The following is a 22,699-nucleotide window of genomic DNA, read 5'->3' as shown; positions in this document are numbered from 1 at the left end:
CAGCTCAGCAGCGGCGCAGCATGTCCGTCAAGGCGGTTTTCTCCCCTTCGGTGACGGTCAGGCCGTAGAAGTGCTTCACCACGATCCAGTCGGTCGCGTAGGTGCACCAGAACGCGACGAGCGGCGGTTTCCACTGGTCGGGCGCCTTGTCGCTCTTCTGCTGGTTGAGGTTGTCGGTGACGGCGAACAGCTGCGGCCGGGTGAGGTCGTTGGCGAACTGCTGGCGCTTCTCGGTCGTCCACGCCTTGGCGCCGCTGGCCCAGGCCTGCCCGAGCGGGACCATGTGGTCGATGTCGAGGTCGGTCGCCTTGGTCCAGGTCTCGTCGTCGTAGACGCTGGTCCACGTCCCGGACGTCACCTTGCAGTCCTTGTCCGTCTGCACGTCCTTGCCCGCGCGCTTGAGGACGACCTCGCGGGTGTCACAGCTCGACCCCTGGCTGGACCAGTGCGGGAACTTCTCGCGCGAGTAGCCGTCCATGGACGTCCGGGCGGCGATGGTCAGCTCGCCGAGCTGCTTCTGCGCGTCGGCCGCGCTGACCGGAACCGGTGCCGGGGACGCCGACGGCGGCGGGGTCGCACCGGAGCTTCTGCTCGTGGCCCAGTACCCGAAGAGGGCGATCGCCAGGATCGCGACTACCAGCAGAGATCGTTGGGTCACGCTGAGCCGAAAGCCGCGGGCCGCCACTATTTTCTCCTCCCGAATTCACCTGAGCGCGGCGTAGTCTCACCCCTGCCGGCCTGGGAAAACCGCGCCGACACGACGACCTGGCGCGAATGTGATCTCGCCCACCCACGGCGGATGTGTCACACCGAGCCGTCCAACTGCGACTACCGGAGCAGGACCCATCCGGAGGGAGCAGCCGATGCCCGGCCGGCTCAAAAAGTTCGACGAGTTCTTCCAGCGCAAAGCCGCCGAGGGCGGCAACGTCGTCGCCATGGCCCGCATGGGTTCGGCGATGCGGGAGCGCGGGGACCTCGCCGAGGCCGAAACGTGGTTCCGCAAGGCCGCCATGGGCGGCGACCGCGTCTCGATGACCTCGCTCGCCCACCTGCTGGCCGAACGCGGCGTGCTCGACGAAGCCGAGCGCTGGTACCACGAGGCCGCCCTGGCCGGCGAGCCGCACGGGATGCTGAACCTCGCCAAGTCGTACGAGCGGCGCGGCAAGCGCGAAGACGCCCAGCACTGGTACGCCGAGGCGGCCGGCACCGGCGACCTGCCCTCGATCGCCGCGCTCGGGCACATGCTGCGCGAGCAGGGCAGGCTCGAAGAGGCCGAATCGTGGCTGCGCCAGGCCGCCGACGCCGGGATCACCGCCGCGATGATCGACCTGGGTGTCCTGCTGCGCGACCGCGGCCAGGCCGCCGAAGCTTCCCGCTGGTGGCGCTCGGCCGTGCTGGCCGGCGACCTCGCCGCCACCTGCCAGCTGGGCCGGCAGGCCGAGCGGCTCGGCCGGCCCGGCGACGCCGAAAACTGGTACCGCCAGGGCGCGACCGGCGGGCACGGCGAGGCGATCGTCCGGCTCGGGCTGCTGCTGCACCGCCGCGGCGACCTCGAAGAAGCCGAGAACTGGTACCTCGACGCCGCCGAGCGCGGCGACCCCGCGGCGATGACCAACCTCGGCGTGCTCGCCCGCAACCGCGGCGACGAGGGCGAGGCCGCCGCCTGGTACCGCAAGGCGGCCGAGCACGGCAGCGTCCCGGCGCTCACCAACCTCGGGCACCTCGCCGAACACCGGGACGACCTGGCGGAGGCCGAGCGGTGGTTTCGCCGGGCGGCCGAGACGGGCGACGTCCAGGGCATGCTCAGCCTGGCCCGGATGCTGCGGTCCCGCGGGTCCGGCCATGAGGCGGAACAGTGGCTCGCCCGGGCGGAGCACCTGCAGGACGACCGCGAGCACCACGTCTGAGGGGCTGATCAGACCCGGTTGGCGGAGCGGAGACCCCCTTCGATCTATTGTGTGATCCAACTCACAGCTCTAATCTGGGGTGCGCTCCCACCACCGAGCAGTCGCCCCCGAGGAAGTGCCGCGATGTCGTGGTCACCGAATCACCCGGACTCCGTCGACGCCCTCTTCGAGCGCCGCAAGGCGCCCGTGCTCGCCCTGGCCGACGACGCGCGCGAGGTCGCCGAGGCGTGTCACGACATGGCCCGCCGCTTCCACCGCGGCGGCAAGCTCGTGGTGTTCGGCAACGGCGGCCCCAGCACCGACGCCCAGCACGTGGCGGTCGAGTTCGTCCACCCGGTGATCGTGGGCAAGCGCGCGCTGCCGGCCCTCTCGCTGACCGCCGACGTCGCGACGGTCACCGGCGTCGCCAACCGCGTCGGCCTCGAGGACGTCTTCGCCCACCAGCTGCGGATCATCGGCGAACCCGCCGACATCGCGCTGGGCATCTCCACCGACGGCGACTGCGCCAACGTCCGCCGCGCCCTCGAAACGGCCCGCGACCTCGGGATGCTCACCGTCGCTCTGACAGGTGGCAACGGCGGCGCGATCGCCGCGACCACTGGGCTGCACCACGTCTTCATCGCCCGCTCGACCGACCCGCGGATCGTCAAGGAGGTGCACGTGACCACCTACCACGTGCTGTGGGAGCTGGTGCACGTCTTCTTCGAGCAACCCGGTCTGCTGGCTCCGGAGGTGGCGTCGTGAACGCCCGTGACGCCGACAGACAAGCCGGCCCCGTCTGTCACGACGGGGTGTGCATCACCTGCTCCGACACCGCGGTCGAGGTGACCGTGGTCGAGCTCCTCGAGCACGAGCTCGCTGTCGTGGACACCGGGTCCACCCGGGAAGAGGTCAGTGTCGCGCTGGTCGAGGCCGGCGTCGGCGACCGCATCCTGGTGCACGCCGGGGAAGCCATCGCACGCTTGGAGAAGTCTTAGCCGCGGGAGAACCGGCATGACGCGGGAACACCCCGTCACCGACGGTCTCGAGGCGCTGTACCCGTTCCTGTACTCGGGTGAGAGCGATCTCGACGCCGTCCTCGACCAGGTCGAGCAGTCCACTGTGGACAAGGTGCACGAGATCGTCGCCCTGCGCGGTGACGTGCTCGCGGCCGACCGCGACCGCCTGTTCGCGTGCGCGCAGGACCTCGCGCGCGCGTTCCGCGGTGGCGGCCGGCTGCTCGCCTTCGGCAACGGCGGCAGCTCGACCGACGCCCAGGACCTCGCCAGCCTGTTCCTCAGCCCGGCGGGCGACGCGAAACCGTTGCCCGCCTTCGGGTTGACGAACGACATCGCGGTGGTGACGGCCCTGTCCAACGACATCGGGTTCGACGTCGTCTTCGCCCGCCAGATCGGTGCTTTCGGGCGTCCCGGCGACATCGCGGTGGGCCTGTCCACCAGCGGGAACTCCGCGAACCTGGTGCGTGCCTTCGACGAAGCCGCCCGGCGCGGCCTGGTGACCGTCGGCATCGCCGGCTACGACGGCGGGAAGATGGCCGAGCTGGACAGCATCGACCACCTCTTCGTCGTCCCGTCCCCTTCCGTGCACCGCATCCAGGAAGCCCAGACGACCCTTTACCACGCGCTGTGGGAGCTGACCCTCGGCGCGCTCGACGACCTCGCCAAGGGTGATCAGCCGTGACGCATGCCGCAGAACAAACCGAAGAGCAGCCCATCCACATCCTCTGGATCAACGCCGGACTGTCGTGCGACGGCGACTCCGTCGCACTGACGGCGGCCACGCAACCGAGCATCGAGGAAATCGTCCTCGGGGCTTTGCCCGGCTTGCCCAAGATCGCGGTCCACTGGCCGTTGATCGACTTCGAATGCGGCCCCGACAAGGGGGCCGACACGTTCATCGAGTGGTTCTACAAAGCCGACCGCGGTGAGCTGGAGCCGTTCGTGCTGGTCGTCGAGGGCTCGATCCCGAACGAGGCGATCAAGGAAGAGGGCTACTGGTGCGGGTTCGGGAACAACCCCGAGACCGGCCAGCCGATGACGACCAGCGAGTGGCTGGACCGCCTGACGCCCAAGGCGCTGGCCGTCATGGCCGTCGGGACCTGCGCCACCTACGGCGGCATCCACGCGATGGAGGGCAACCCGACCGGTGCCATGGGTGTGCCCGACTACCTGGGCTGGGACTGGAAGTCCGGCGCCGGCATCCCGATCGTCTGCGTGCCCGGCTGCCCGACCCACCCGGACAACCTGTCCGAGACCATCACCTACCTGCTCTACCAGGCCGCCGGGCAGGCGCCGATGATCCCGCTCGACGACCACCTGCGGCCGCAGTGGCTCTTCGGCGCGACCGTGCACGAGGGCTGCGACCGCGGCGGCTACTACGAGCAGGGCGAGTTCGCCACCGAGTACGGCTCCCCGAAGTGCCTGGTGAAGCTGGGCTGCTGGGGCCCGGTCGTCAAGTGCAACGTGCCGAAACGCGGCTGGATCAACGGCGTCGGCGGCTGCCCGAACGTCGGCGGGATCTGCATCGGCTGCACCATGCCGGGCTTCCCGGACAAGTTCATGCCGTTCATGGACGAGCCGCCGGGCGCGCAGGTGTCGTCGCTGGCCAGCGGCGCGTACGGGTCGGTGATCCGGCGGCTGCGGAAGATCACCGAGCGCAAGCTCGACAAAGAGCCCAAGTGGCGGCACACGGGCAAGAAGCTCGACACCGGCTACCAGGCGGAGGTGCGGTCATGACCGAGATGAAGGACAAGACCGACCTCGTCGAGATGGCGTGGGACCCGATCACCCGGATCGTCGGCAGCCTCGGGATCTACACGAAGATCGACTGGGCGGCCAAGCGCGTCGTCGAGTGCCACAGCACGTCGTCGGTCTTCCGCGGCTACAGCATCTTCATGAAGGGCAAGGACCCGCGCGACGCGCACTTCATCACCAGCCGGATCTGCGGGATCTGCGGCGACAACCACGCGACGTGCTCGGTGTACGCCCAGAACATGGCCTACGGCGTCCGCCCGCCGCACCTCGGCGAGTGGATCATCAACCTCGGCGAGGCCGCCGAGTACATGTTCGACCACAACATCTTCCAGGAGAACCTGGTCGGGGTCGACTACTGCGAGAAGATGGTCGCCGAGACCAACCCCGGCGTCCTCGAGCTGGCCAACCGCACCGAGGCACCGCACGCGGGCGACCACGGCTACCGCACCATCGGCGACATCATGCGCTCGCTGAACCCGCTGGAAGGCGAGTTCTACCGCGAGGCCCTGCAGGTCTCCCGCAGCACGCGCGAGATGTTCTGCCTGATGGAAGGCCGGCACGTCCACCCGTCCACTTTGTACCCCGGCGGCGTCGGCACCGTGGCGACCGTGCAGCTGTTCACCGACTACCTGACCCGGCTGATGCGCTACGTCGAGTTCATGAAGCGCTGCCTCCCGATGCACGACGACCTCTTCGACTTCTTCTACGAAGCCCTGCCCGGCTACGAAGAGGTCGGGCGGCGGCGGATCCTGCTCGGCTGCTGGGGCAGTCTCAACGACCCCGAGTACTGCGACTTCACCTACGAGAACATGGAGTCCTGGGGCCGCAAGATGTTCGTGACGCCGGGCGTGGTCGTCGACGGCAAGCTCGTCACGACCAGCCTGGTCGACATCAACCTCGGCATCCGGATCCTGCTCGGCAGCTCGTTCTACGAGGACTGGGCCGACCAGCCGATGTTCGTCACGCAGGATCCGCTGGGCAACCCGGTCGACCAGCGCCACCCGTGGAACCAGCACACCATCCCGCGCCCGGCGAAGCGCGACTTCGACGGCAAGTACTCGTGGACGATGTCGCCGCGCTGGTTCGACGGCAAGGACCACCTGGCCCTGGACACCGGCGGCGGCCCGATCGCCCGGCTGTGGGTGACGGCGCTGGCCGGACTCGTCGACACGCCGTACCTGAAGTCGACCGGCCACAGCGTCAAGATCTCCTTGCCGCGCACGGCGACCAAGCCCGAAGTCGAGTTCGAGTGGAAGATCCCGAAGTGGAGCAACGCGCTCGAGCGCAACCGCGCGCGGACGTACTTCCAGGCGTACGCGGCCGCGCTGGCCCTGCACTTCGCCGACCAGGCCCTCGGTGAGGTCCGCAAGGGCAACACCAAGACGTGGGAGCCGTTCAAGGTCCCGGACGAAGGCGTGAGCTGCGGCTTCACCGAAGCGGTCCGCGGCGTGCTCTCGCACCACATGGTGATCAAGGGCGGCAAGATCGCGAACTACCACCCGTACCCACCGACGCCGTGGAACGGCAGCGTGCGCGACAGCTTCGGCACGCCGGGGCCGTACGAGGACGCCGTGCAGAACACACCGATCTTCGAGGAGAACACGCAGGAGAACTTCAAGGGCATCGACATCATGCGCGCGGTCCGCAGCTTCGACCCGTGCCTGCCCTGCGGCGTCCACATGTACACCGGCAAGGGCAAGGTCGTCGAACGGCTGCACACCCCGCACGCGTTCGGCGGGGAGCTCGGCTGATGACGGAAGTCGACCGGGTCGGCGAGCGCATCGAGCAGCTCCTGGGCGAGTTCGGCGGAACGGACGCCGAGCTCGCCGAGGACCTCGTCCACACACTGCTCGAGTTCTACGGCGCCGGACTGGCCCGGATCATCGAAATCGTCGGCTCGGACCGGGCGCTGCTGGACCGGCTCGTCGAAGACGACCACATCCGCGGCCTGCTCGTGCTGCACGACCTGCACCCCCGGTCGACGCACGAGCGGGTCACCGAGGCGCTCGACAAGGTCCGGCCGTACCTGGGTTCGCACGCCGGCGACGTCGAGTTCGTCGGGATCGAGGACGGTGTCCTGCGGCTGCGGCTGCGGGGCACCTGCGACGGCTGCCCGTCGTCGACGGTCACCGCGAAGTACGCCATCGAGCGCGTGGTCCGGGAAGCGGCGCCGGAGATCTCCGACGTCGTCGTCGACGGGGTCGTGCCGGAAGAAACCGGCCCGGGCGGGCGGCCGCTGCTGCCGCTGGTCCCGTGTCCCGTGGAGGTCCCGTGACGGGCGGCCTGCGCAGGTTCCGCACTCCCGTCCAGCGCGCCGCGCCGGGCGAGAAGTGCGAGATGTGCGCGGAACCGATCACCGCGGAGCACGGGCACGTCATCGACCTCGAATCCCGGACGATCCTCTGCACCTGCCGGGGCTGCTACCTGCTCTTCACCCACCGCGGAGCGGGCGGGAAGCGGCACCGGGCGGTGCCGGACCGCTTCCGCCACGCGCCGCGGTTCGGGCCGGGGACGGCGCTGTGGGAGTCGGCCGGGATCCCCGTGAAGACGGCGTTCCTGTTCCGCAACTCGGTGCAGGACCGCCCGGTCGCGTTCTACCCGAGCCCGGCGGGCGCGACGGAGTCGCTGCTGGAGCTCGGCACGTGGGAGGAGCTGCTGGCGGGCACCCCCGCGTTCGCCGACGTCGCCGACGACGTCGAAGCCCTGCTGCTGAACCAGCTCGACCTGGGTTTCGAGTGCTTCCTGGTGCCGATCGACGTCTGCTACGAGCTGGTCGGGCTGGTCCGGACGACCTGGCGGGGCTTCGACGGCGGCACCGAAGCGCACGAGGCCATCGACGGGTTCTTCGCGCGCCTGCGGGAGCGCAGCGAGGTCGTGGCCGATGGCTGAGCTGACCTTCGACTGCATCGACGTCCGGCCGCTGAAGTACGCCGCGTCGCCGACGCTCGCGTTCAAGCTGCGGATCTCCGAGCTGACCGGGCAGCCCGTCCACGCGATGGTGCTGCGCGTCCAGATCCGCATCGAGCCGCAGCGGCGCCGGTACGCCGACGACGAGTCGGAGCTGCTCACCCACCTCTTCGGCGACCGGTCCCGGTGGGGCGAGACGCTGAAGCCGTTCCAGTTCACGACGATCTCGGTGACCGTGCCGGGGTTCACCGGCGCCACCGAGGTCGACGCCGAGGTGCCGTGCACCTACGACCTCGAAGTCGCGGCCGGCAAGTACTTCCACGCGCTGTCCGACGGCGTCGTGCCGATGGTGCTGCTGTTCAGCGGGACCGTGTTCGGCAAGGGCGGGCCGGGGTTCTGGGTCGAGCAGGTGCCGTGGCACACGCAGGCCGAGTGCCGGATGCCGGTGAGCGTCTGGGACGAGCTGATGTCCCGCTACTTCCCGAACGTCGCGTGGATCAAGCTGCCGCGCGAGACCGTGGACGCGCTGCTCAAGTACAAGGCGCAGCACGCGATCCCGACCTGGGAAGCCGCCGTCGAGCAGCTGCTGGCCGGTGGGCCGTGAACGTTCTCGACCAGGCCCGCGCGGTCGGTGACGCCGTGCTCTACGAGGGCTACCTCCTCTACCCGTACCGCGCGTCGGCCGGGAAGAACAAGGTGCGCTGGCAGTGGGGTGTGCTGATGCCGCCGTCGTACGCGTCGGCGGAGATCGGCGAGCACGCCTCGGCCCGCGTCGAGTGCGTCCTCGAACCCCTCGCGCACACGATCCTGCACGTCAAGCTGCGGTTCCTGCAGACCCGGACGCAGGACACCACCTGGGACGAAGCCGTCGAGCACGAGATCGACTTCGAGCTGCCGCTCGCGGAACTCCCGGCCGAAGCGCCGTTCACCGTGCCGGGCGACGGGCAGCGGACGCACGAGCTGTCCGGCATCCTCACCGTCCGGCTCGACCCGCTCGACGGCCCCTTCGGTGGCACCCGGCTGCGGCTCGACCTGCACAACACGACGTCGTGGCCCTCCGACGGCGTCCGCGCACACGCCTTGCGGCACGCGCTGCTCGCCGCCCACCTCGTGCTCAGCGTCGGCACCGGGCACTTCCTGTCGATGCTGGACCCGCCGGAGTGGGCCAAGCCGGCGGTCGAAGCCTGCCGGCAGGAGCGGCTGTGGCCGGTGCTGATCGGCGACACCTCGCGCAGCACGGTGGTGCTCGCGTCGCCGATCATCCTCTACGACGACCCGGCGATCGCGCCGGAAAGCCCGGGTGACCTCTTCGACGGCACCGAGATCGACGAAATCCTCACCCTGCGCACGATGACGCTGACCGACGAGGAGAAACGCGAGGCCCGGGCCACCGACCCGCGCGCGGCGGCCATCGTCGACCGCGTCGACACGATGCCGCCCGAGCTGCTCGACCGCCTGCACGGCGCGATCCGCTCCGTGCGCCCGGTCGAGCCCTCGGTGACCGTCGCCGGGGTGCGCGTCGCCGAAGGGTCGCGGGTGCGCCTGCGGCCGAACCTGCGGGGCGCCGACGCGCAGGACATGTTCCTCACCGGCAAGACCGCCACCGTCCGGACCGTGCTGACCGATGTGGACGGTGTCACGTACGTCGCCGTCACCCTCGACGACGACCCCGGCGCCGACCTGCAGCACGCGCACGGCCGGTACCGGTACTTCTCCCCCGACGAGATCGAACCCCTGGAGGTCGCGGAATGAGGCCACGAGTCCTGGTCGCCGGCATCGGCAACATCTTCCTCGGCGACGACGGGTTCGGCGTCGAGGTCATCAAGGAGCTGGAAGGGACCGACCTGCCGCCCTGGGTGCAGATCGCCGACTACGGCATCGCCGGCATGCACCTCGCCTACGACCTGATGGGCGGCTACGACACGACCATCCTGCTCGACGCGACCCCGCACGGCCGCCCGCCCGGGACGCTCTCGCTGATCGAGGCCGACACCGAGGACCTGGCCGCCACGGCGTCGATCGACGCGCACGGCATGCGGCCGGACGCGGTGTTCCGGCTGCTCAGGTTGCTCGGCGGCGACGCCGGGCGGGTCCTGCTCGTCGGCTGCGAACCGGCTTGCCTCGACGAAGGGATCGGCCTGTCGCCCCAGGTGGCGGCGGCCATCCCGGCCGCGGTCCGCGCCGTCACCGAACTGGCCTGGGGCACCAGCCCGCAGCTGCAACCCACGGAGGTCTGAGCCATGTGCCTAGGGATCCCGGGCGAGATCATCGAACTCAGCGAGGAGCGCCCGGACCTCGCGAAAGTCTCGGTCAGCGGCGTCAAGCGGCTCATCAACATCGGCCTGCTCGACGACGACCCGCCGAAGCCGGGCGACTGGATCCTCATCCACGTCGGCTTCGCACTGTCCAAAATAGACGAGCAGGAGGCCGCGGCCGCCCTGGAGTTCCTCGAAAGCATCGGCAAGGCCTACGAGGACGAAATGGCCGCCCTGCTCGAATCCCGGATCGACTAGAGGAGTCGTCATGCGTTTCGTCGACGAGTTCCGCGACGCGGAGAAGGCGCGGGCACTGTCCGCGAAGATCACGTCGCTGTGCGAGCCGGGCCGCCACTACAAGTTCATGGAGGTCTGCGGCGGGCACACGCACACCATCTACAAGCACGGCCTCGAGGACTACCTGCCCGAGAGCATCATGCTGGTGCACGGCCCGGGCTGCCCGGTGTGCGTGATCCCGATGGGCCGCATCGACGACGCCATCCACATCGCCCGGCAGCCCGGCGTGCTCATGACGTCGTTCGGCGACATGATGCGCGTGCCCGGCTCCGGCGGGAACTTCTTCGACTCCAACGCCGAGGGCACGAACATCCGGATGGTGTACTCGCCGCTCGACTCGCTGAAGATCGCGCGGCAGAACCCGGACCTGCGCGTCGTGTTCATGGCGATCGGGTTCGAGACGACGACGCCGTCCACCGCGATGACGCTGCTGCGCGCGGCCGCCGAGGGCATCGAGAACTTCTCGGTGTTCGGCAACCACGTCACGATCATCCCGGCCATCAAGGCCATCCTCGACTCCCCCGACCTGCGGCTCGACGGCTTCATCGGCCCGGGTCACGTCTCGACGGTGATCGGCTGCCGGCCGTACGAGTTCATCGCGCGCGACTACGGCAAGCCCGTGGTCGTCGCCGGGTTCGAGCCCCTGGACATCCTGCAGTCGATCTACATGCTGATGCTGCAGCTCTCGTCCGGACGTTCGGAAGTCGAGAACCAGTACTCGCGCGTGGTGCCGTGGGACGGGAACCTCGTCGCGTTGAAGGCCATCAACGAGGTGATGCAGCTGCGGCCGTACTTCGAGTGGCGCGGCCTCGGGTTCATCACGCACTCGGCGATGGCGATCCGCGAGAAGTACGCCGCGTTCGACGCCGAGCGGATCTTCGAAATCCCCGGCCTGCGCGTCGCCGATCCCAAGGCGTGCCAGTGCGGCGAGGTGCTCAAGGGCGTGCTGAAGCCGTGGGAGTGCAAGGTGTTCGGCACCGCGTGCACCCCGGAGACGCCGATCGGGACGTGCATGGTCTCGCCCGAAGGCGCCTGCGCGGCCTACTACAACTTCGGCCGGTTCAGCCGTCAGCGCGTCCGGGAGGCGAGCCGCGCATGACCACCACCGAACGCGAGCAGCAGGTCCTCGACCGCATCGAGCGCGCCCGGCGCCGGCGCGCGAAGGTGCGTGAAGAGCGCATCACGCTGTCGCACGGCGCGGGCGGCAAGTCGACGCACACGCTGATCGAGGCCGTGTTCCTCGACGCGTTCCGCAACCCGCTGCTGGAACCCCTCGAGGACTCGGCGTCGTTGACGATCGGGGACGCTCGCCTGGCCCTGACGACGGACTCCTACGTCGTCTCGCCGCTGTTCTTCCCCGGCGGGAACATCGGTGACCTGGCGGTCAACGGCACGGTGAACGACCTCGCCGTGTCCGGCGCGCGGCCGCTCTACCTGACCGCCGGGTTCATCCTCGAGGAGGGCTTTCCCGTCGAGGACCTGCTGAAGATCGTCGACTCGATGAAGTCCGCGGCGCTCGCGGCGGACGTCCAGATCGTCACCGGCGACACCAAGGTCGTCCAGCGCGGCAAGGCCGACGGCGTGTACGTCAACACGGCCGGGGTCGGGGTGCTCACCCGCACGGGCCTCGGCGTGGCCACCGTGAAGCCCGGAGACGCCGTCCTCGTCTCCGGGCCGATCGGTGACCACGGCGTCACGATCATGCTGGCCCGCGGCGAGCTGGACATCGACGCCGACCTCGAGTCCGACACCGCACCCGTGCACGAACTGGTCGCCGGGCTGCTGGCCGCGGTCCCCGGCGTGCGGGCGATGCGCGACGCGACCCGCGGCGGCGTCGCGACGATCCTCAACGAGATCGCGAAGGCGGCGGAGGTCGCCGTGGTCGTCGACGAGAAGGCCGTCCCGGTGCGCGACGAGGTCCGCGGCGCGTCGGAGCTGCTGGGCATCGACCCGCTGTACGTCGCGTGCGAAGGCCGGATCGTGGTCGTCGTCGACGGCGCCCAGACCGACGCTGCCCTGGCCGCGTTGCGCTCGCACCCGCTCGGCGCGGACGCCGCGGTGATCGGGCGGATCGCCGACGACCCGCCGGGGATCGTGCTGCTGAACACCGCGTTCGGCGGTACCCGGATCGTGGACCTGCTGGTCGGGGACCCGCTGCCGAGGATCTGCTGAATGCACGAAATGGCGGTCACGCAGTCGGTCGTCGACGCGATCGTCGCCCGCCTCGGCGAGGCGGCGGTGTCGTGCGTCCGGCTGGAGATCGGCCGGCTGTCCGGGGTGGTGCCGGACAGCGTCCGGTTCTGCTTCGACGTCCTGTGCACGGGAACCTCGCTGGAAGGTGCCCGGCTGGACATCGCCGAGCCGTCCGGGCGGGCGCGCTGCCGCGAGTGCGGTGCCGAGTTCACCCTCGACGACTTCATCCTGCTGTGCCCCTGCGGCAGCGCCGACGTCGCGGTGCTGGCGGGGCGCGAACTGCGCATCACCTCGGTGGAGGTCAGCCATGTGTGACACCTGCGGCTGCTCGGATTCGGACGTCCGGATCACCGACCACGCCCACACCGTGGTCATGGAGCAGGACATCCTCGCGAAGAACGACGAACTCGCGTCGCACAACCGCGCGCACCTGCGGTCTTCCGGCGTCTTCGCGATCAACCTGATGAGCTCGCCCGGCGCCGGGAAGACGACGTTGCTGGAACGGACGATCCGCGCGTCGGACACGCCGTGCGCGGTGATCGAGGGCGACCAGGAGACGCTGCTCGACGCCGAGCGCATCAAGGCGACCGGCGCGCCGGTCGTGCAGATCAACACTGGTGCCGGCTGCCACCTGGACGCGTCGATGCTGCACCGCGCCCTGCATTCGCTCTCGCCGGCTCAGGGTTCGACGTTGTTCATCGAGAACGTCGGCAACCTGGTCTGCCCGGCGCTGTTCGACCTCGGCGAGGCGGCGCGCGTCGTGGTCCTGTCGGTGACCGAGGGGCCCGGGAAGCCGCTGAAGTACCCGCACATGTTCGCCGCGACCGACCTGGTGCTGCTGAACAAGGTCGACCTGCTGCCGTACGTCGACTTCGACGTCGCCGAGTTCGAGCGGGACACGCGAAGAGTCAACCCCTCGGCGGCGATCCTCCAGGTCAGCGCGACGCGCGGCGACGGCCTCAGCGAGTGGTACGACTGGCTACGGCGACCTGCCCGAAGCTGATCCCGCCGTCGTTCGTCGGCACGTTCCGGTGGGTCAGGACGCGGAAACCGGCGCGTTCCAGGGTTTCCACGGTCCGGTCGAGCAGCAGGACGTTCTGGAACACCCCGCCGGAGAGCGCGACCGTGGTGCTGTGCTCGCGGAAGCGGTCGCAGGTCCGCGCGATCGCGTCGGCGACCCCGTTGTGGAACCGGGCGGCCCTCTTGGCTCTGCTGCTGGTGTCCTCCAGGAGCGCGGCGATGAGGTCTTCGCCGTGGACCACTTCGTCGATCCGCGCGCGGTAGGCGGATTTCTCCGCCGGGTCGGCCAGCTGCTCCAGCTCGATCGCGGCCTGACCCTCGTAGGTGATGGTGTCCCGGACGCCGAGCAGCGCGGCGGCGGCGTCGAAGAGGCGACCGGCGCTGGACGTCAGGGGTGAGTTGAGGCCGCTGCGCTTGAGCTTGACGATGTCTTCGCGCGCCGGACGGCCCAGTTCGTCCACATAGGACGCGGCCATCCGCCAGGGCTGGCGGATGGCCTGGACGCCGCCGGGCATCGCGACCGGCCGGAGGTGGCTGAGCCGCTGGTAGCTCGTCAGGTCGGCGAGGAGGAACTCGCCGCCCCAGACGGTGCCGTCGGGGCCGAAGCCGGTGCCGTCGAAGGCGACGCCGAGGACCGGGCGGTCCTCGCCGTTGTCGGCGAGGCACGCGGCGATGTGGGCGTGGTGGTGCTGGACGCCGAGCAGGTCGACGTCCTGCTCCAGCGCGTACTTCGTGGACAGGTACTCGGGGTGCAGGTCGTGCGCGACGACCACGGGATCGATGGCGAAGAGGTGCTTGAAGTGCTCGATGCCCTCGGTGAACGACTTGAGCGTCTCGTAGTTCTCGAGGTCGCCGATGTGGTGCGAGACGAACGCGTGGCGGCCCTTCGCGAGGCAGAAGGTGTTCTTCAGCTCGGCGCCGCAGCCGAGGAGGTGCCGGCCGGTGGCCCGGTTCAGGGTGACGGGCTCGGGCGCGTAACCCCGCGAACGCCGTTGGAGCTGCTCTCGCTTTCGGACGATGCGCACCACGGAGTCGTCGGTCCGGACGTGGATGGGCCGGTCGTGGGTGAGGAACGCGTCGGCGATGCCCTTCAGACGGCTCAGGTCCTCGTCGCGGTGGACGATGGGCTCGTCGGAGACGTTCGCGCTGGTCAGCACGATCGGACCGGTCCGCTCCAGCAGGAGGTGGTGGAGCGGGGTGTAGGGCAGCATGAGCCCGATCCGCCGGTTCCCCGGCGCGACGGCTTCGGCGAGTCCTCCTCGGGCGGGCAGCAGCACGATAGGCCGTCGCCGGCTGCTGAGCGCTTCTTCGGCCGCTTCGCTCACGTCGGCCAGTTCCCGGGCCTGCGCCAGCTCGGCGACCATGACGGCGAACGGCTTGTCTTCGCGATGCTTCCTCGCCCGCAGTTTCGCCGCGGCCTCTTCGTGCCGCGCACCGACGGCGAGGTGGTAGCCGCCGAGGCCCTTCACCGCGACGATCGCGCCTCGGTTCAGCGCTTCGGCGGCGCTCGCGATCGGCTCCCCGCCCCCGGGCTCGAACCGCAGCGCGGGCCCGCAGGCCGGGCAGCAGACGGGCTGGGCGTGGAACCGCCGGTCCGCCGGGTCCTCGTACTCCTGCTTGCACGCGGCGCACATCGCGAAGGCCGCCATCGTCGTGAGCGGCCGGTCGTAGGGGACGCCCTGGACGATGGTGAACCGCGGCCCGCAGTTCGTGCAGTTGACGAAGGGGTACCCGAACCGCCGGTCACCGGGGTCGCGCAGCTCCCGCAGGCAGTCCGCGCAGGTGGCGGAATCGGCGGAGATCAGCGTGTCGGCGGCACCACCGGGACTCCCGCTGGCGACGATGACGAAGCCGACGTCCCCGATCGGGTGAATTTCGCGAGTCTCCACGCGCTCGACAACGGCCAGCGGCGGCGCTTCGGCCGTCAACGCGGCGACGAAAGCTCCGACCCGATCCGGCGTGCCTTCGGCCTCGGCGAAGACGCCGTGGACGTCGTTCCCGACCAGTCCGGAGACGCCGATCCGCAGCGCCAGGCCGTGAACGAAGGGCCGGAAGCCGACGCCCTGCACGACCCCGCCGACCCTGACCGCCAAGCGCACGCGCCGGTCCACGCACCGAGTGTCCGCCCCCGGCCACGTGCCGTCCAGCGGACAGTGGCCGGATGTGGACGATCGGGGGACCACTGTCACTTTTGTCGGTCCCTCGGGGCACAATCGTGCGGCAACCGGGCGAATGGCGGACTCCGGAGGGGCCAGTGCAGGGGCGGGACGTTGCGGTCGGCGGCACGACCGAAATGTGGGAACGGCTCTTCGGGGCACGCGAAAACTGGGGCTGGGAGTTCACCCCGCCGGCGGCGGTCACCGTGAGCCCGGAGGCGGCGGCACCGCCGGTCGCCGAGCAGGTGTACGCACCGCACGACTACCAGTTCCGGCAGAAGCGCAGCAAGCGCGCGTGGCTGGGGCTGCTGGGCTGGCTCGCGCTCACGTTCGTCCTCGTCGTGCTGGTCGGCGGGATGATGGACGCCGTCTCGAAGACGATCCCGCTGGCCGCCGAGATCACCACGACCGTCGTGCTCGGCGTCGGCATCCTGCTCGCCGTCGTGCACTTCTTCCGGACGCGGCGGCGGTTCACCGTGATGAAGCGCGGCTACGAGTCCGACTACAACCGCGCGCTCGAGTCGTACAAGCAGGCCCACTTCGCGTGGGAGCAGCGGGTCGCCGAGCACGACCGCCGCGAGCGCGAGCGCTTCGGCTCCGCGATGCTGTGGCAGCCGGTGAAGCTCGGCTCGCGGCCGAACCGGATCGACGTCTTCGGCGGGACCGAGGACGGCTGGGCGAGCCTGCTCGCCACCAGCGGCGCTGCCCAGCTGGCCGGCGGCGCGTCGATGCTGCTGCTGGACCTGACCGACATGGCCGTGGGCGACGACCTGGCGATCGCCGCGGCCGCCAGGGGCTACGAGGTCGCGGTGCACGAGCTGCCGCGCGACCTCGGCGCGTTCGGCCTGCTCGCCGACCTCGACCCGCACGAGCTGGCCGAGGTCCTCGCCGAGGCGATGTACAACCTGAACCGGACGGCGCTGGGGCAGGACCTGCGGGGCCTGCACGCCGACCTGCTCACCACCGTCGCCGAGCGGCTGAGCGGGCCGGTCACGTTCACCAAGCTCGTCGCCGGGCTGCAGGTGCTGCGCCGGGTGTACGACGCGGGCTCCGACGAGACGCTGTCGGCCGAGGAGCTGCGGAAGCTCAACTCCTACGTGGACACCGTCGGCAACACCGAGCAGGTCCGCAACGAGCTGATCGCGCTCGAAGGTGAGATCCGCGGGCTGGCGCGGACCGAGGGCGCCGTCGAGGGCGCGCCCGCCGGGTTCCGCGCGAGCTGGCCCTCGCGCGGCCTCTCCGTCGTCGCGACCCGGACGAAGATCGGCCGGCACAAGCGGTTCCTCGACCACGTGGTCTTCCACCGCGCGCTGCAGGAGCTGCATTCCCGCGACACGACCGGCCGTGAGGTGCTGGTCGTCGCGGGCGCCGACCAGATCGGCCTCGAAGCGCTCGAAGCGATGGCCCAGCAGGCCCGGCGCGCGGGCGTCCGGCTCGTCTTCCTGCTCCGGCACCTGCGCGATGACCTGCAGAAGCTGCTGGGCAGCTCGGGCAGCGTCAGCCTGCTGATGCAGCTGGGCAACGCGAACGAGGCGGCGAACGCGGCGGAGTTCATCGGCCGCGGCTTCAAGTTCGTGCTCTCCCAGCTGACCGCCGAAATGGGCAAGACCTTCACCGAGGGCAACTCGTCCAGCACCGGCGGGTCCGTTGGCTCGTCGAACAGCCGCGGCTACAGCGTCGGCGGCAGCAGCAGCTTCAACAGCGGCAGCGGAGGCAGCGGCGGGTCGTGGTCGTCCGGCTCGAACTGGAGCCGGAACACCAGCTCGTCGAGCTCCCGCGAGAGCAACTGGCAGGACACCGTCAACCAGTCCGAGGCGATCTCGCGCAGCGAAGGCGAGACCCGGGCCCGCGTGTACGAGTTCCAGGTCGAGCCGACCGCGCTGCAGTCACTCGCGCCGACGGCGTTCGTGCTGGTCGAGGCCGGTCCGACCGGACGGCGGGTGGTCATGGGCGACTGCAATCCCGGCATCGTCCTGCTCGACCGGGTCGCCCGCGACGCGCTGCCGCGCTGATGTCCCCGCTCGACGGCTTCGGCTTCCACCGGCTGCTGTCCGTCCCCCGCGGCGACGACCTGGCGACGGGCGTCGACCGGCCGGACGAGACCGGCGGCCGCGCCCCGGCCCAGCTCTTCGCCGCGCTGACCGCGGCTCACGCCGACCTGCGCTTCCGCGGCCCGGACGCGGCGTTCGCCGTCGCCTGGGAGCGCACCGGCGGAGCGCGGCCCCTGCGCGTGCTGGTCGGCGGGCGCCCGCACTCGCCGGTCGCGCGGCCGGCTGCCGGGCCGGTGCCGATCCTCTACCCGCCGGGCAGCCTCGGCACGCCCGTGCCCACGCCGGACTGGGCGGCCCTGCCCGCGTGGACGCGCTGCGCGGGCGGTCCCGATCCACTGTGGACACCGGAGGCCGGGTCCGACGCGCCGGGCCGCGGCGGCTTCGACGACTACGTCGCCCACCTGCCCGGCGAGTTCGCCTGGCTCGTCGTCGCCGAGCCGCTGGGCGCCGAGGCCGTCGAACGGGAGCTGCTCGGGCTCGAGACGACGATCCCGCGGCTGCGGCAGCGGGAGAACTCGGAGCCGGACCGGATCGCGCTGCTGCGGGCGGAAGGCCGGTACCGGGAGCTGTCCCGGGCGCGGCCCGCGGGCCTGTGGACCGTGCACGTCCTGGTCGGCGGCCCGGACGAGGCGAGCACCCGCGCGGCGGCGGCGTTGCTGTGCAGCGCCAGCGACCTCGACGCGCTGCCGTACGTGCTGACGCCGGGCACCGAGTGCGCCTCGTTCACCTCGGTCTGGGAGACGCGGACGGCCGGTGTGCTGACCTCTCCGTTTTCGGCGACCGGCGAGTTCGTCGCCGCGATCGCGCGCCCGCCGCGACGCGAGCTGCCGGGCATCCGGATGACCGAGCCGCCGCTGTTCGACGTCACGCCGGAGTTCACCGGCGAGATCCCGCTCGGCACGGTCCTCGACGACGCCGACCAGCCGGCCGGCGAGTTCCGCGTCGCGCTCGACACGCTCAACCGGCACACGTTCGTCGCGGGCGCGACGGGTTCGGGCAAGTCGCAGACCGTCCGGCACCTGCTGGAGGGCCTGCACGCCGCGGGCGTCCCGTGGCTGGTCATCGAACCGGCGAAGGCCGAGTACGCGGCGATGGCGGGCCGGCTCGGGCCGGACGGGCGCGTCACGGTGATCCGGCCGGGCGCCCCCGACGCGTACCCGGCCGGGCTCAACCCGCTCGAGCCGGCGGCGGGCTTCCCGCTGCAGACGCACCTCGACCTCACGCGCGCGCTGTTCATGGCGGCGTTCGACGCGGACGAGCCGTTCCCGCAGGTGCTCGCGCAGGCGCTGACCCGGTGTTACGTCGACCAGGGCTGGGACCCGGTGACCGGCCAGGTCCGCGGGCGCGTCGGGCCGGTGAAGTACCCGAGCCTCGGCGACCTGCAGAAGACGGCGATCGAGGTGGTCAAGGGCATCGGCTACGGCAAGGAGGTCGCCGACAACGTCCGCGGCTTCGTCGACGTCCGCATCGGTTCCCTCCGGCTGGGCACGCCGGGCCGGTTCTTCGAGGGCGGCCACCCGCTGGACGTCGCGGAGCTGCTGCGCGGCAACGTCGTCCTGGAGATCGAGGACATCGGGTCCGACATGGACAAGGCGTTCTTCATCGGCGCGGTGCTGATCCGGCTGTTCGAGCACCTGCGCGTCCACCACGTGGCCGGCTCTTCGGGGCTCCGGCACGTGCTGGTGCTGGAGGAGGCGCACCGGCTGCTGAAGCGGGCGGAGCCGGGGAGCCCGACCGAGCACGCGGTGGAGCTGTTCACGTCGCTGCTGGCGGAGATCCGGGCGTACGGCGAAGGGATCGTCGTCGCCGAGCAGATCCCGGGCAAGATCGTCCCGGACGTCATCAAGAACACGGCGTGCAAGATCCTGCACCGGTTGCCGGCCGCGGACGACCGTTCCGCGGTCGGGGCGACCATGAACCTGAGCGAGGCCCAGTCCCGGCACGTCGTGACGCTGCCGCCGGGTCGCGCGGCGGTGTTCACCGACGGAATGGACCGCCCGCTGCGGCTTTCCATGCCGCTGAGGGAGTCTCTCGAGGACGCTTCGCTGGTGTCCACGTCACCGGCGTTGGCTGCGGTTCGCAGTGTCGCTTGTGGACAGTCATGTGCGGCCCGCCCGTGTTCGCTTCGGGAGCTGGGCGACGCCGTGCACCGCGCGGACGAGGACCCGCAGCTGGTGCTGTGGCTGGAACTGCTGACGGTCGCCCACCTGGCGGGCCGTCCCGCGCCGGCGCCGTCCGCCGCCTGGATCGCCTCACTGCGGGCGGCTTACGACGAGCGGACGCTGGAATGCGCGGTGGCGCACCGCGTCCAGACGGCGGTGGACGCGCGGTACGCGGGCATCACGAGGTACAACGCGGCGGCGGAGTTCATCGAGCACCTGGCATCGAGCGCCCGAAGGACGTTGGCCGGTGCTTCGTCGAGCTGCGACGGGACGGAGGTCCGCTGGCAGGCGGGCCGCAGCCGCTGGTTCGACGTGCTGCGGGCGTTGAAGGCGGCGGCCCCGGAGTCGGGCCCCCACCCGTCGACGCAGGATTGGGCGGCCCGCGGCCTGGTCCTCGAGGGTGAGACGAGCGCGGAACAGCTGGCGGCACTCCGCCTGCGCCCGGAGCACTGGCACGACGACGACCCGACGATCCTGGGCACCACCCACCCGACGGCGATCATGAAGGCGGCCGCTCAGCTCAGCAACGCAAGAACCGAAGCAGCCCGCTTCGCGGCGGCGACGGGGTTCTTGAACCTCGCCTTCCGCGCCGACCGAGTGCTCCGCCTGAAGGCCGACGAGGGGACCGCACGATGAGCGAGACGAGCGACGGGTCGTCGGAGGCACCGGAACCACCCCCGGAGCCGGCGGACACGGGCGAGGACCGCCCGGACGGCCCACCGGAGGACGAGGCCCCTTCCCCGGAGTCGGCCGAGTCCGGCGACCAGCCCGCCCCGGAAGTAGCGCCCGAAGACCCACCGGACGACGAACCGCACGCCGCGGAGCAGCCCGAAGACCCGGACCAGGGCGACCAGCCCCCGCCGGAGCAACCCGAGGACGACCAGGCCGCCGACGACCCACCGGACGACGAGCCAGACCCTGCCGAGCAGCAACCGGACGACGCGGATCAGCCCCCGCCCGACCAGCCGGAGAACGACCAGGCCGCCGACGACCCACCAGACCCTGCCGAGCAGCCGGACGACCCAGAGCCGCCCGCCGAACAACCGGAAGACGCCGACCAACCCCCGCCGGAGCAACCCGAGAACGACCAGGCGGCGGACGACCCACCAGACGACCAGCCCGACCCCGCCGACCAACCCGACGACCCAAAACCAGCCGACCAGCAACCCGACGAAACCGACCCCGCCGAGCAACCCGACCAAGCGTCCGACGACCCACCAGACGACCAACCCGACCCCGCCGACCAACCCGGCCAAGCCTCCGACGGCCCAGAGCCGCCCGCCGAACAACCGGAAGACGCCGACCAACCCCCGCCGGAGCAACCCGAGGACGACCAGGCTGCCGACGACCCACCGGGCGACGAACCGGACCCCACGGAGCAGCCCGAACCCGAGCGCCCGGAAAACGACGCCGAAGAGCCCGAACAACCGGACTCGGAAGAAACCGGCGCCGACGACCCGGACAACACCGAGCGCGAACGCGAACTGAAGCCGGACGACCCACGCTGGGACGGCCAGTGGAACTCGGCCGAGGCGGGAACCGAGCAACCGGCGACGGCGGTCGAGACGGAACCCGCCGCCGAGCGCGATGCGGAGGCCGAGTCCGAAGGCGACTTCGAGCGAGAACGGGAACTCACCCCGCGCACCCCGGCCGGCGACAGTCCGTCCGCGTCGGCCGGCACCCGCGTCGAGCAACCGGCGCAAAGCCAGGAAATCCCGATGGCGGACACGGGCCCGGAGATCGCCCCGGATCAGGCACGGCCGGAGGTTCCCGGCCCCGAGCGGTCGTCCGTCGAAACGCCGATGATCCGTCCCCAAGAGCAGACGATCGTCTCGCCCGCGGAGACGGAACTGGGCGCTCGACCGCACGACACGAACGGCCTCTCCCCGGAGATGTCGGCGCCGGCCGAAAAGGCCGACCCCTACGAGGGTTCCTGGGACCCCCGGACCGGAGAACTGCAACTCGGGCACCCGGACGCGACTCCCGCTCAGCCGCGCGAGCACCTACCCGGCGACACCACCGGCGGCGCGTGGCAAGAGCACTTCTCGCCGGGCGGCGACAGCGCGGCGAAGAACGAAGACGACGACGCGTCCGAAGGCGACGAAACCCACGAGGAGACCGGCGAAGAGCGCAAGACGGAACGAGCCGACGACATCGAGCCCGAGGAGACCGCGGCCAAGAAGTCCGCCGAAGACGCCGGCGACCTCGCCGAGACCGTGACAGGCCTCATCGAAGGCGCGGAGGCGGTCACCGAAAAGCACGACGAGACGCACACCGTCACCAGCCAGCAGCACGACCGCCTCGACCCGGTCACCCCGGAGTCCCAGAACGCCACCGCCGACCCGATCGGATCCCTGCTCGCAACCGGCGTCGCGCTCGCCGCGGCCATCAAGCAGAAGCTCTCCGAACGCGGCCGGGAATCGGAGACGGCCGCGCCGGAACTCGGCCGGTCACCGGAGCACGCGACAGCGGAGCCCGAAGCTCCCGGCCCGCGGGAAAACCCGGAATCGCCGGCCGGCCAGGAACACCCGGAAGACCCGCAAGGAACGCCGGACGGATCCGAGCCACCGGACACGAATCACCCCGACCAGCCGTCTCCGCGGATGTCGGCAGCTGAACCGAACGAGTCCGGCGATGCGGAGCAACCACCACCCGACGCGGCCGGCAACGACGCACCACCCGACAGCCAGGAACCGGGCGAGCCCGTCGAGGAGAAGAGCCGGCTGGCCGAAGCCCGTGACCAGCTGCTCGAAAAGGGTGGAGACGTCGCCACCCTCCTCGAGCCGGTGGTGAAAGGGCCGGCCGGGGAGATCGTCAGCGGAGTCGGCACGGGCTTCGACGTCGTGGCTCCGCTGGTGGGCGAGGCGTTCAACCACCCCGACCAGAAGAAGCTCTACGTCGAAACCCTCGTCCGCGACGCGTGGAACCGGATCTCCGGCAACGACGGCAAGGGCGAAACCCCGAAGACACCCGAGGAGGACGACGAGAAGAAGTAGCC

21 protein-coding genes are annotated in these 22,699 nt (G+C 70.8%); 19 read left to right on the top strand and 2 right to left on the bottom strand.

All coding sequences use genetic code 11. The annotated features are described in order from the left end of the window. Positions 1 to 4 precede the first annotated feature (4 nt). The gene (locus AA23TX_RS42425) at positions 5 to 685 is read right to left on the bottom strand and encodes an HNH endonuclease family protein (protein ID WP_155548568.1); all 681 of its coding nucleotides are present in this window, start codon (positions 683 to 685) and stop codon (positions 5 to 7) included. Positions 686 to 863: 178 nt separating this feature from the next. On the opposite strand from AA23TX_RS42425, the gene AA23TX_RS42420 reads away from it, so the two are divergent. The 16 genes from AA23TX_RS42420 (at position 864) to hypB (ending at position 13,315) form a co-directional block, all read left to right on the top strand. Next, entirely contained in the window at positions 864 to 1,907 is a 1,044-nt protein-coding gene (locus AA23TX_RS42420) for a tetratricopeptide repeat protein (protein WP_155548567.1), read from the top strand. A gap of 123 nt (positions 1,908 to 2,030) precedes the next feature. Further along, complete coding sequence (locus AA23TX_RS42415) at positions 2,031 to 2,651, top strand: D-sedoheptulose-7-phosphate isomerase (protein ID WP_155548566.1); 621 nt, start codon at positions 2,031 to 2,033, stop codon at positions 2,649 to 2,651. Next, positions 2,648 to 2,884 carry a HypC/HybG/HupF family hydrogenase formation chaperone gene (locus AA23TX_RS42410; RefSeq protein ID WP_230863053.1) on the top strand — a complete coding sequence of 79 codons (237 nt, stop codon included), beginning with the start codon at positions 2,648 to 2,650 and terminating at the stop codon, positions 2,882 to 2,884. The genes AA23TX_RS42415 and AA23TX_RS42410 overlap by 4 nt, the downstream gene beginning before the upstream one ends. A gap of 16 nt (positions 2,885 to 2,900) precedes the next feature. Beyond that, complete coding sequence (locus AA23TX_RS42405) at positions 2,901 to 3,587, top strand: D-sedoheptulose-7-phosphate isomerase (RefSeq protein ID WP_155548565.1); 687 nt, start codon at positions 2,901 to 2,903, stop codon at positions 3,585 to 3,587. Continuing rightward, positions 3,584 to 4,642, top strand: coding sequence for an NADH-quinone oxidoreductase subunit B family protein (locus tag AA23TX_RS42400; RefSeq protein ID WP_155548564.1), 1,059 nt, complete (start codon positions 3,584 to 3,586; stop codon positions 4,640 to 4,642). Before AA23TX_RS42405 ends, AA23TX_RS42400 begins: the two co-directional genes overlap by 4 nt. After that, the gene (locus tag AA23TX_RS42395; protein WP_155548563.1) at positions 4,639 to 6,411 is read left to right on the top strand and encodes a nickel-dependent hydrogenase large subunit; all 1,773 of its coding nucleotides are present in this window, start codon (positions 4,639 to 4,641) and stop codon (positions 6,409 to 6,411) included. Before AA23TX_RS42400 ends, AA23TX_RS42395 begins: the two co-directional genes overlap by 4 nt. Next, entirely contained in the window at positions 6,411 to 6,935 is a 525-nt protein-coding gene (locus tag AA23TX_RS42390; RefSeq protein ID WP_155548562.1) for a NifU family protein, read from the top strand. Before AA23TX_RS42395 ends, AA23TX_RS42390 begins: the two co-directional genes overlap by 1 nt. Beyond that, positions 6,932 to 7,549 (top strand): DUF5947 family protein, encoded by a 618-nt coding sequence (locus AA23TX_RS42385; RefSeq protein WP_196425837.1) that lies wholly within the window; start codon positions 6,932 to 6,934, stop codon positions 7,547 to 7,549. Before AA23TX_RS42390 ends, AA23TX_RS42385 begins: the two co-directional genes overlap by 4 nt. Then, positions 7,542 to 8,171, top strand: coding sequence for a DUF6084 family protein (locus AA23TX_RS42380; RefSeq protein WP_155548561.1), 630 nt, complete (start codon positions 7,542 to 7,544; stop codon positions 8,169 to 8,171). Before AA23TX_RS42385 ends, AA23TX_RS42380 begins: the two co-directional genes overlap by 8 nt. Then, positions 8,168 to 9,319 (top strand): hypothetical protein, encoded by a 1,152-nt coding sequence (locus tag AA23TX_RS42375; RefSeq protein ID WP_155548560.1) that lies wholly within the window; start codon positions 8,168 to 8,170, stop codon positions 9,317 to 9,319. Before AA23TX_RS42380 ends, AA23TX_RS42375 begins: the two co-directional genes overlap by 4 nt. Next, positions 9,316 to 9,804 carry a hydrogenase maturation protease gene (locus tag AA23TX_RS42370; protein ID WP_155548559.1) on the top strand — a complete coding sequence of 163 codons (489 nt, stop codon included), beginning with the start codon at positions 9,316 to 9,318 and terminating at the stop codon, positions 9,802 to 9,804. Before AA23TX_RS42375 ends, AA23TX_RS42370 begins: the two co-directional genes overlap by 4 nt. A 3-nt stretch (positions 9,805 to 9,807) precedes the next feature. Further along, on the top strand, positions 9,808 to 10,080 hold the full coding sequence (locus AA23TX_RS42365; RefSeq protein ID WP_155548558.1) for a HypC/HybG/HupF family hydrogenase formation chaperone: 273 nt from the start codon (positions 9,808 to 9,810) through the stop codon (positions 10,078 to 10,080). Between the two features lie 10 nt (positions 10,081 to 10,090). After that, positions 10,091 to 11,218: a hydrogenase formation protein HypD gene (hypD, locus tag AA23TX_RS42360; RefSeq protein ID WP_155548557.1), complete on the top strand. Its 1,128-nt coding sequence runs from the start codon at positions 10,091 to 10,093 to the stop codon at positions 11,216 to 11,218. Beyond that, the gene (gene hypE / locus AA23TX_RS42355; RefSeq protein ID WP_155548556.1) at positions 11,215 to 12,291 is read left to right on the top strand and encodes a hydrogenase expression/formation protein HypE; all 1,077 of its coding nucleotides are present in this window, start codon (positions 11,215 to 11,217) and stop codon (positions 12,289 to 12,291) included. The genes hypD and hypE overlap by 4 nt, the downstream gene beginning before the upstream one ends. Then, positions 12,292 to 12,627: a hydrogenase maturation nickel metallochaperone HypA/HybF gene (locus tag AA23TX_RS42350; RefSeq protein ID WP_155548555.1), complete on the top strand. Its 336-nt coding sequence runs from the start codon at positions 12,292 to 12,294 to the stop codon at positions 12,625 to 12,627. Beyond that, the gene (gene hypB / locus AA23TX_RS42345) at positions 12,620 to 13,315 is read left to right on the top strand and encodes a hydrogenase nickel incorporation protein HypB (protein ID WP_155548554.1); all 696 of its coding nucleotides are present in this window, start codon (positions 12,620 to 12,622) and stop codon (positions 13,313 to 13,315) included. The genes AA23TX_RS42350 and hypB overlap by 8 nt, the downstream gene beginning before the upstream one ends. Here hypB and hypF read toward each other — a convergent pair. Further along, a complete protein-coding gene (gene hypF / locus AA23TX_RS42340; RefSeq protein WP_155549429.1) occupies positions 13,272 to 15,431 on the bottom strand; it encodes a carbamoyltransferase HypF in 2,160 nt (719 codons plus the stop codon). The genes hypB and hypF overlap by 44 nt on opposite strands. A 155-nt stretch (positions 15,432 to 15,586) precedes the next feature. Here hypF and AA23TX_RS42335 point away from each other — a divergent pair, with 155 nt between their 5' ends. From AA23TX_RS42335 to AA23TX_RS42325, 3 genes are read left to right on the top strand one after another with little or no spacing between them, the layout of a single operon-like run. Then, positions 15,587 to 17,500, top strand: a complete 1,914-nt coding sequence (locus AA23TX_RS42335) for a hypothetical protein (protein ID WP_155548553.1) — start codon at positions 15,587 to 15,589, stop codon at positions 17,498 to 17,500. Then, complete coding sequence (locus tag AA23TX_RS42330; RefSeq protein WP_155548552.1) at positions 17,500 to 20,337, top strand: ATP-binding protein; 2,838 nt, start codon at positions 17,500 to 17,502, stop codon at positions 20,335 to 20,337. The genes AA23TX_RS42335 and AA23TX_RS42330 overlap by 1 nt, the downstream gene beginning before the upstream one ends. Further along, on the top strand, positions 20,334 to 22,697 hold the full coding sequence (locus AA23TX_RS42325) for a hypothetical protein (RefSeq protein WP_155548551.1): 2,364 nt from the start codon (positions 20,334 to 20,336) through the stop codon (positions 22,695 to 22,697). The genes AA23TX_RS42330 and AA23TX_RS42325 overlap by 4 nt, the downstream gene beginning before the upstream one ends. The last annotated feature ends 2 nt before the right edge of the window (positions 22,698 to 22,699 follow it).

This window comes from Amycolatopsis camponoti, assembly GCF_902497555.1.
In the GTDB taxonomy this organism is placed as follows: Bacteria; Actinomycetota; Actinomycetes; order Mycobacteriales; family Pseudonocardiaceae; genus Amycolatopsis; species Amycolatopsis camponoti.
This window is presented reverse-complemented; position numbering and strand designations above follow the sequence as displayed.

What these genes read in the sequence shown, in the direction of transcription:
- hypE (WP_155548556.1), top strand. Translation starts at nt 11,215, where the DNA reads ATGACCACCACCGAACGCGAGCAGCAGGTCCTCGACCGCATCGAGCGC.
- AA23TX_RS42350 (WP_155548555.1), top strand. Translation starts at nt 12,292, where the DNA reads ATGCACGAAATGGCGGTCACGCAGTCGGTCGTCGACGCGATCGTCGCC.
- AA23TX_RS42420 (WP_155548567.1), top strand. Translation starts at nt 864, where the DNA reads ATGCCCGGCCGGCTCAAAAAGTTCGACGAGTTCTTCCAGCGCAAAGCC.
- AA23TX_RS42365 (WP_155548558.1), top strand. Translation starts at nt 9,808, where the DNA reads ATGTGCCTAGGGATCCCGGGCGAGATCATCGAACTCAGCGAGGAGCGC.
- AA23TX_RS42395 (WP_155548563.1), top strand. Translation starts at nt 4,639, where the DNA reads ATGACCGAGATGAAGGACAAGACCGACCTCGTCGAGATGGCGTGGGAC.
- AA23TX_RS42380 (WP_155548561.1), top strand. Translation starts at nt 7,542, where the DNA reads ATGGCTGAGCTGACCTTCGACTGCATCGACGTCCGGCCGCTGAAGTAC.
- AA23TX_RS42415 (WP_155548566.1), top strand. Translation starts at nt 2,031, where the DNA reads ATGTCGTGGTCACCGAATCACCCGGACTCCGTCGACGCCCTCTTCGAG.
- AA23TX_RS42390 (WP_155548562.1), top strand. Translation starts at nt 6,411, where the DNA reads ATGACGGAAGTCGACCGGGTCGGCGAGCGCATCGAGCAGCTCCTGGGC.
- hypB (WP_155548554.1), top strand. Translation starts at nt 12,620, where the DNA reads ATGTGTGACACCTGCGGCTGCTCGGATTCGGACGTCCGGATCACCGAC.
- AA23TX_RS42405 (WP_155548565.1), top strand. Translation starts at nt 2,901, where the DNA reads ATGACGCGGGAACACCCCGTCACCGACGGTCTCGAGGCGCTGTACCCG.
- hypD (WP_155548557.1), top strand. Translation starts at nt 10,091, where the DNA reads ATGCGTTTCGTCGACGAGTTCCGCGACGCGGAGAAGGCGCGGGCACTG.
- AA23TX_RS42330 (WP_155548552.1), top strand. Translation starts at nt 17,500, where the DNA reads ATGTCCCCGCTCGACGGCTTCGGCTTCCACCGGCTGCTGTCCGTCCCC.
- AA23TX_RS42370 (WP_155548559.1), top strand. Translation starts at nt 9,316, where the DNA reads ATGAGGCCACGAGTCCTGGTCGCCGGCATCGGCAACATCTTCCTCGGC.
- AA23TX_RS42325 (WP_155548551.1), top strand. Translation starts at nt 20,334, where the DNA reads ATGAGCGAGACGAGCGACGGGTCGTCGGAGGCACCGGAACCACCCCCG.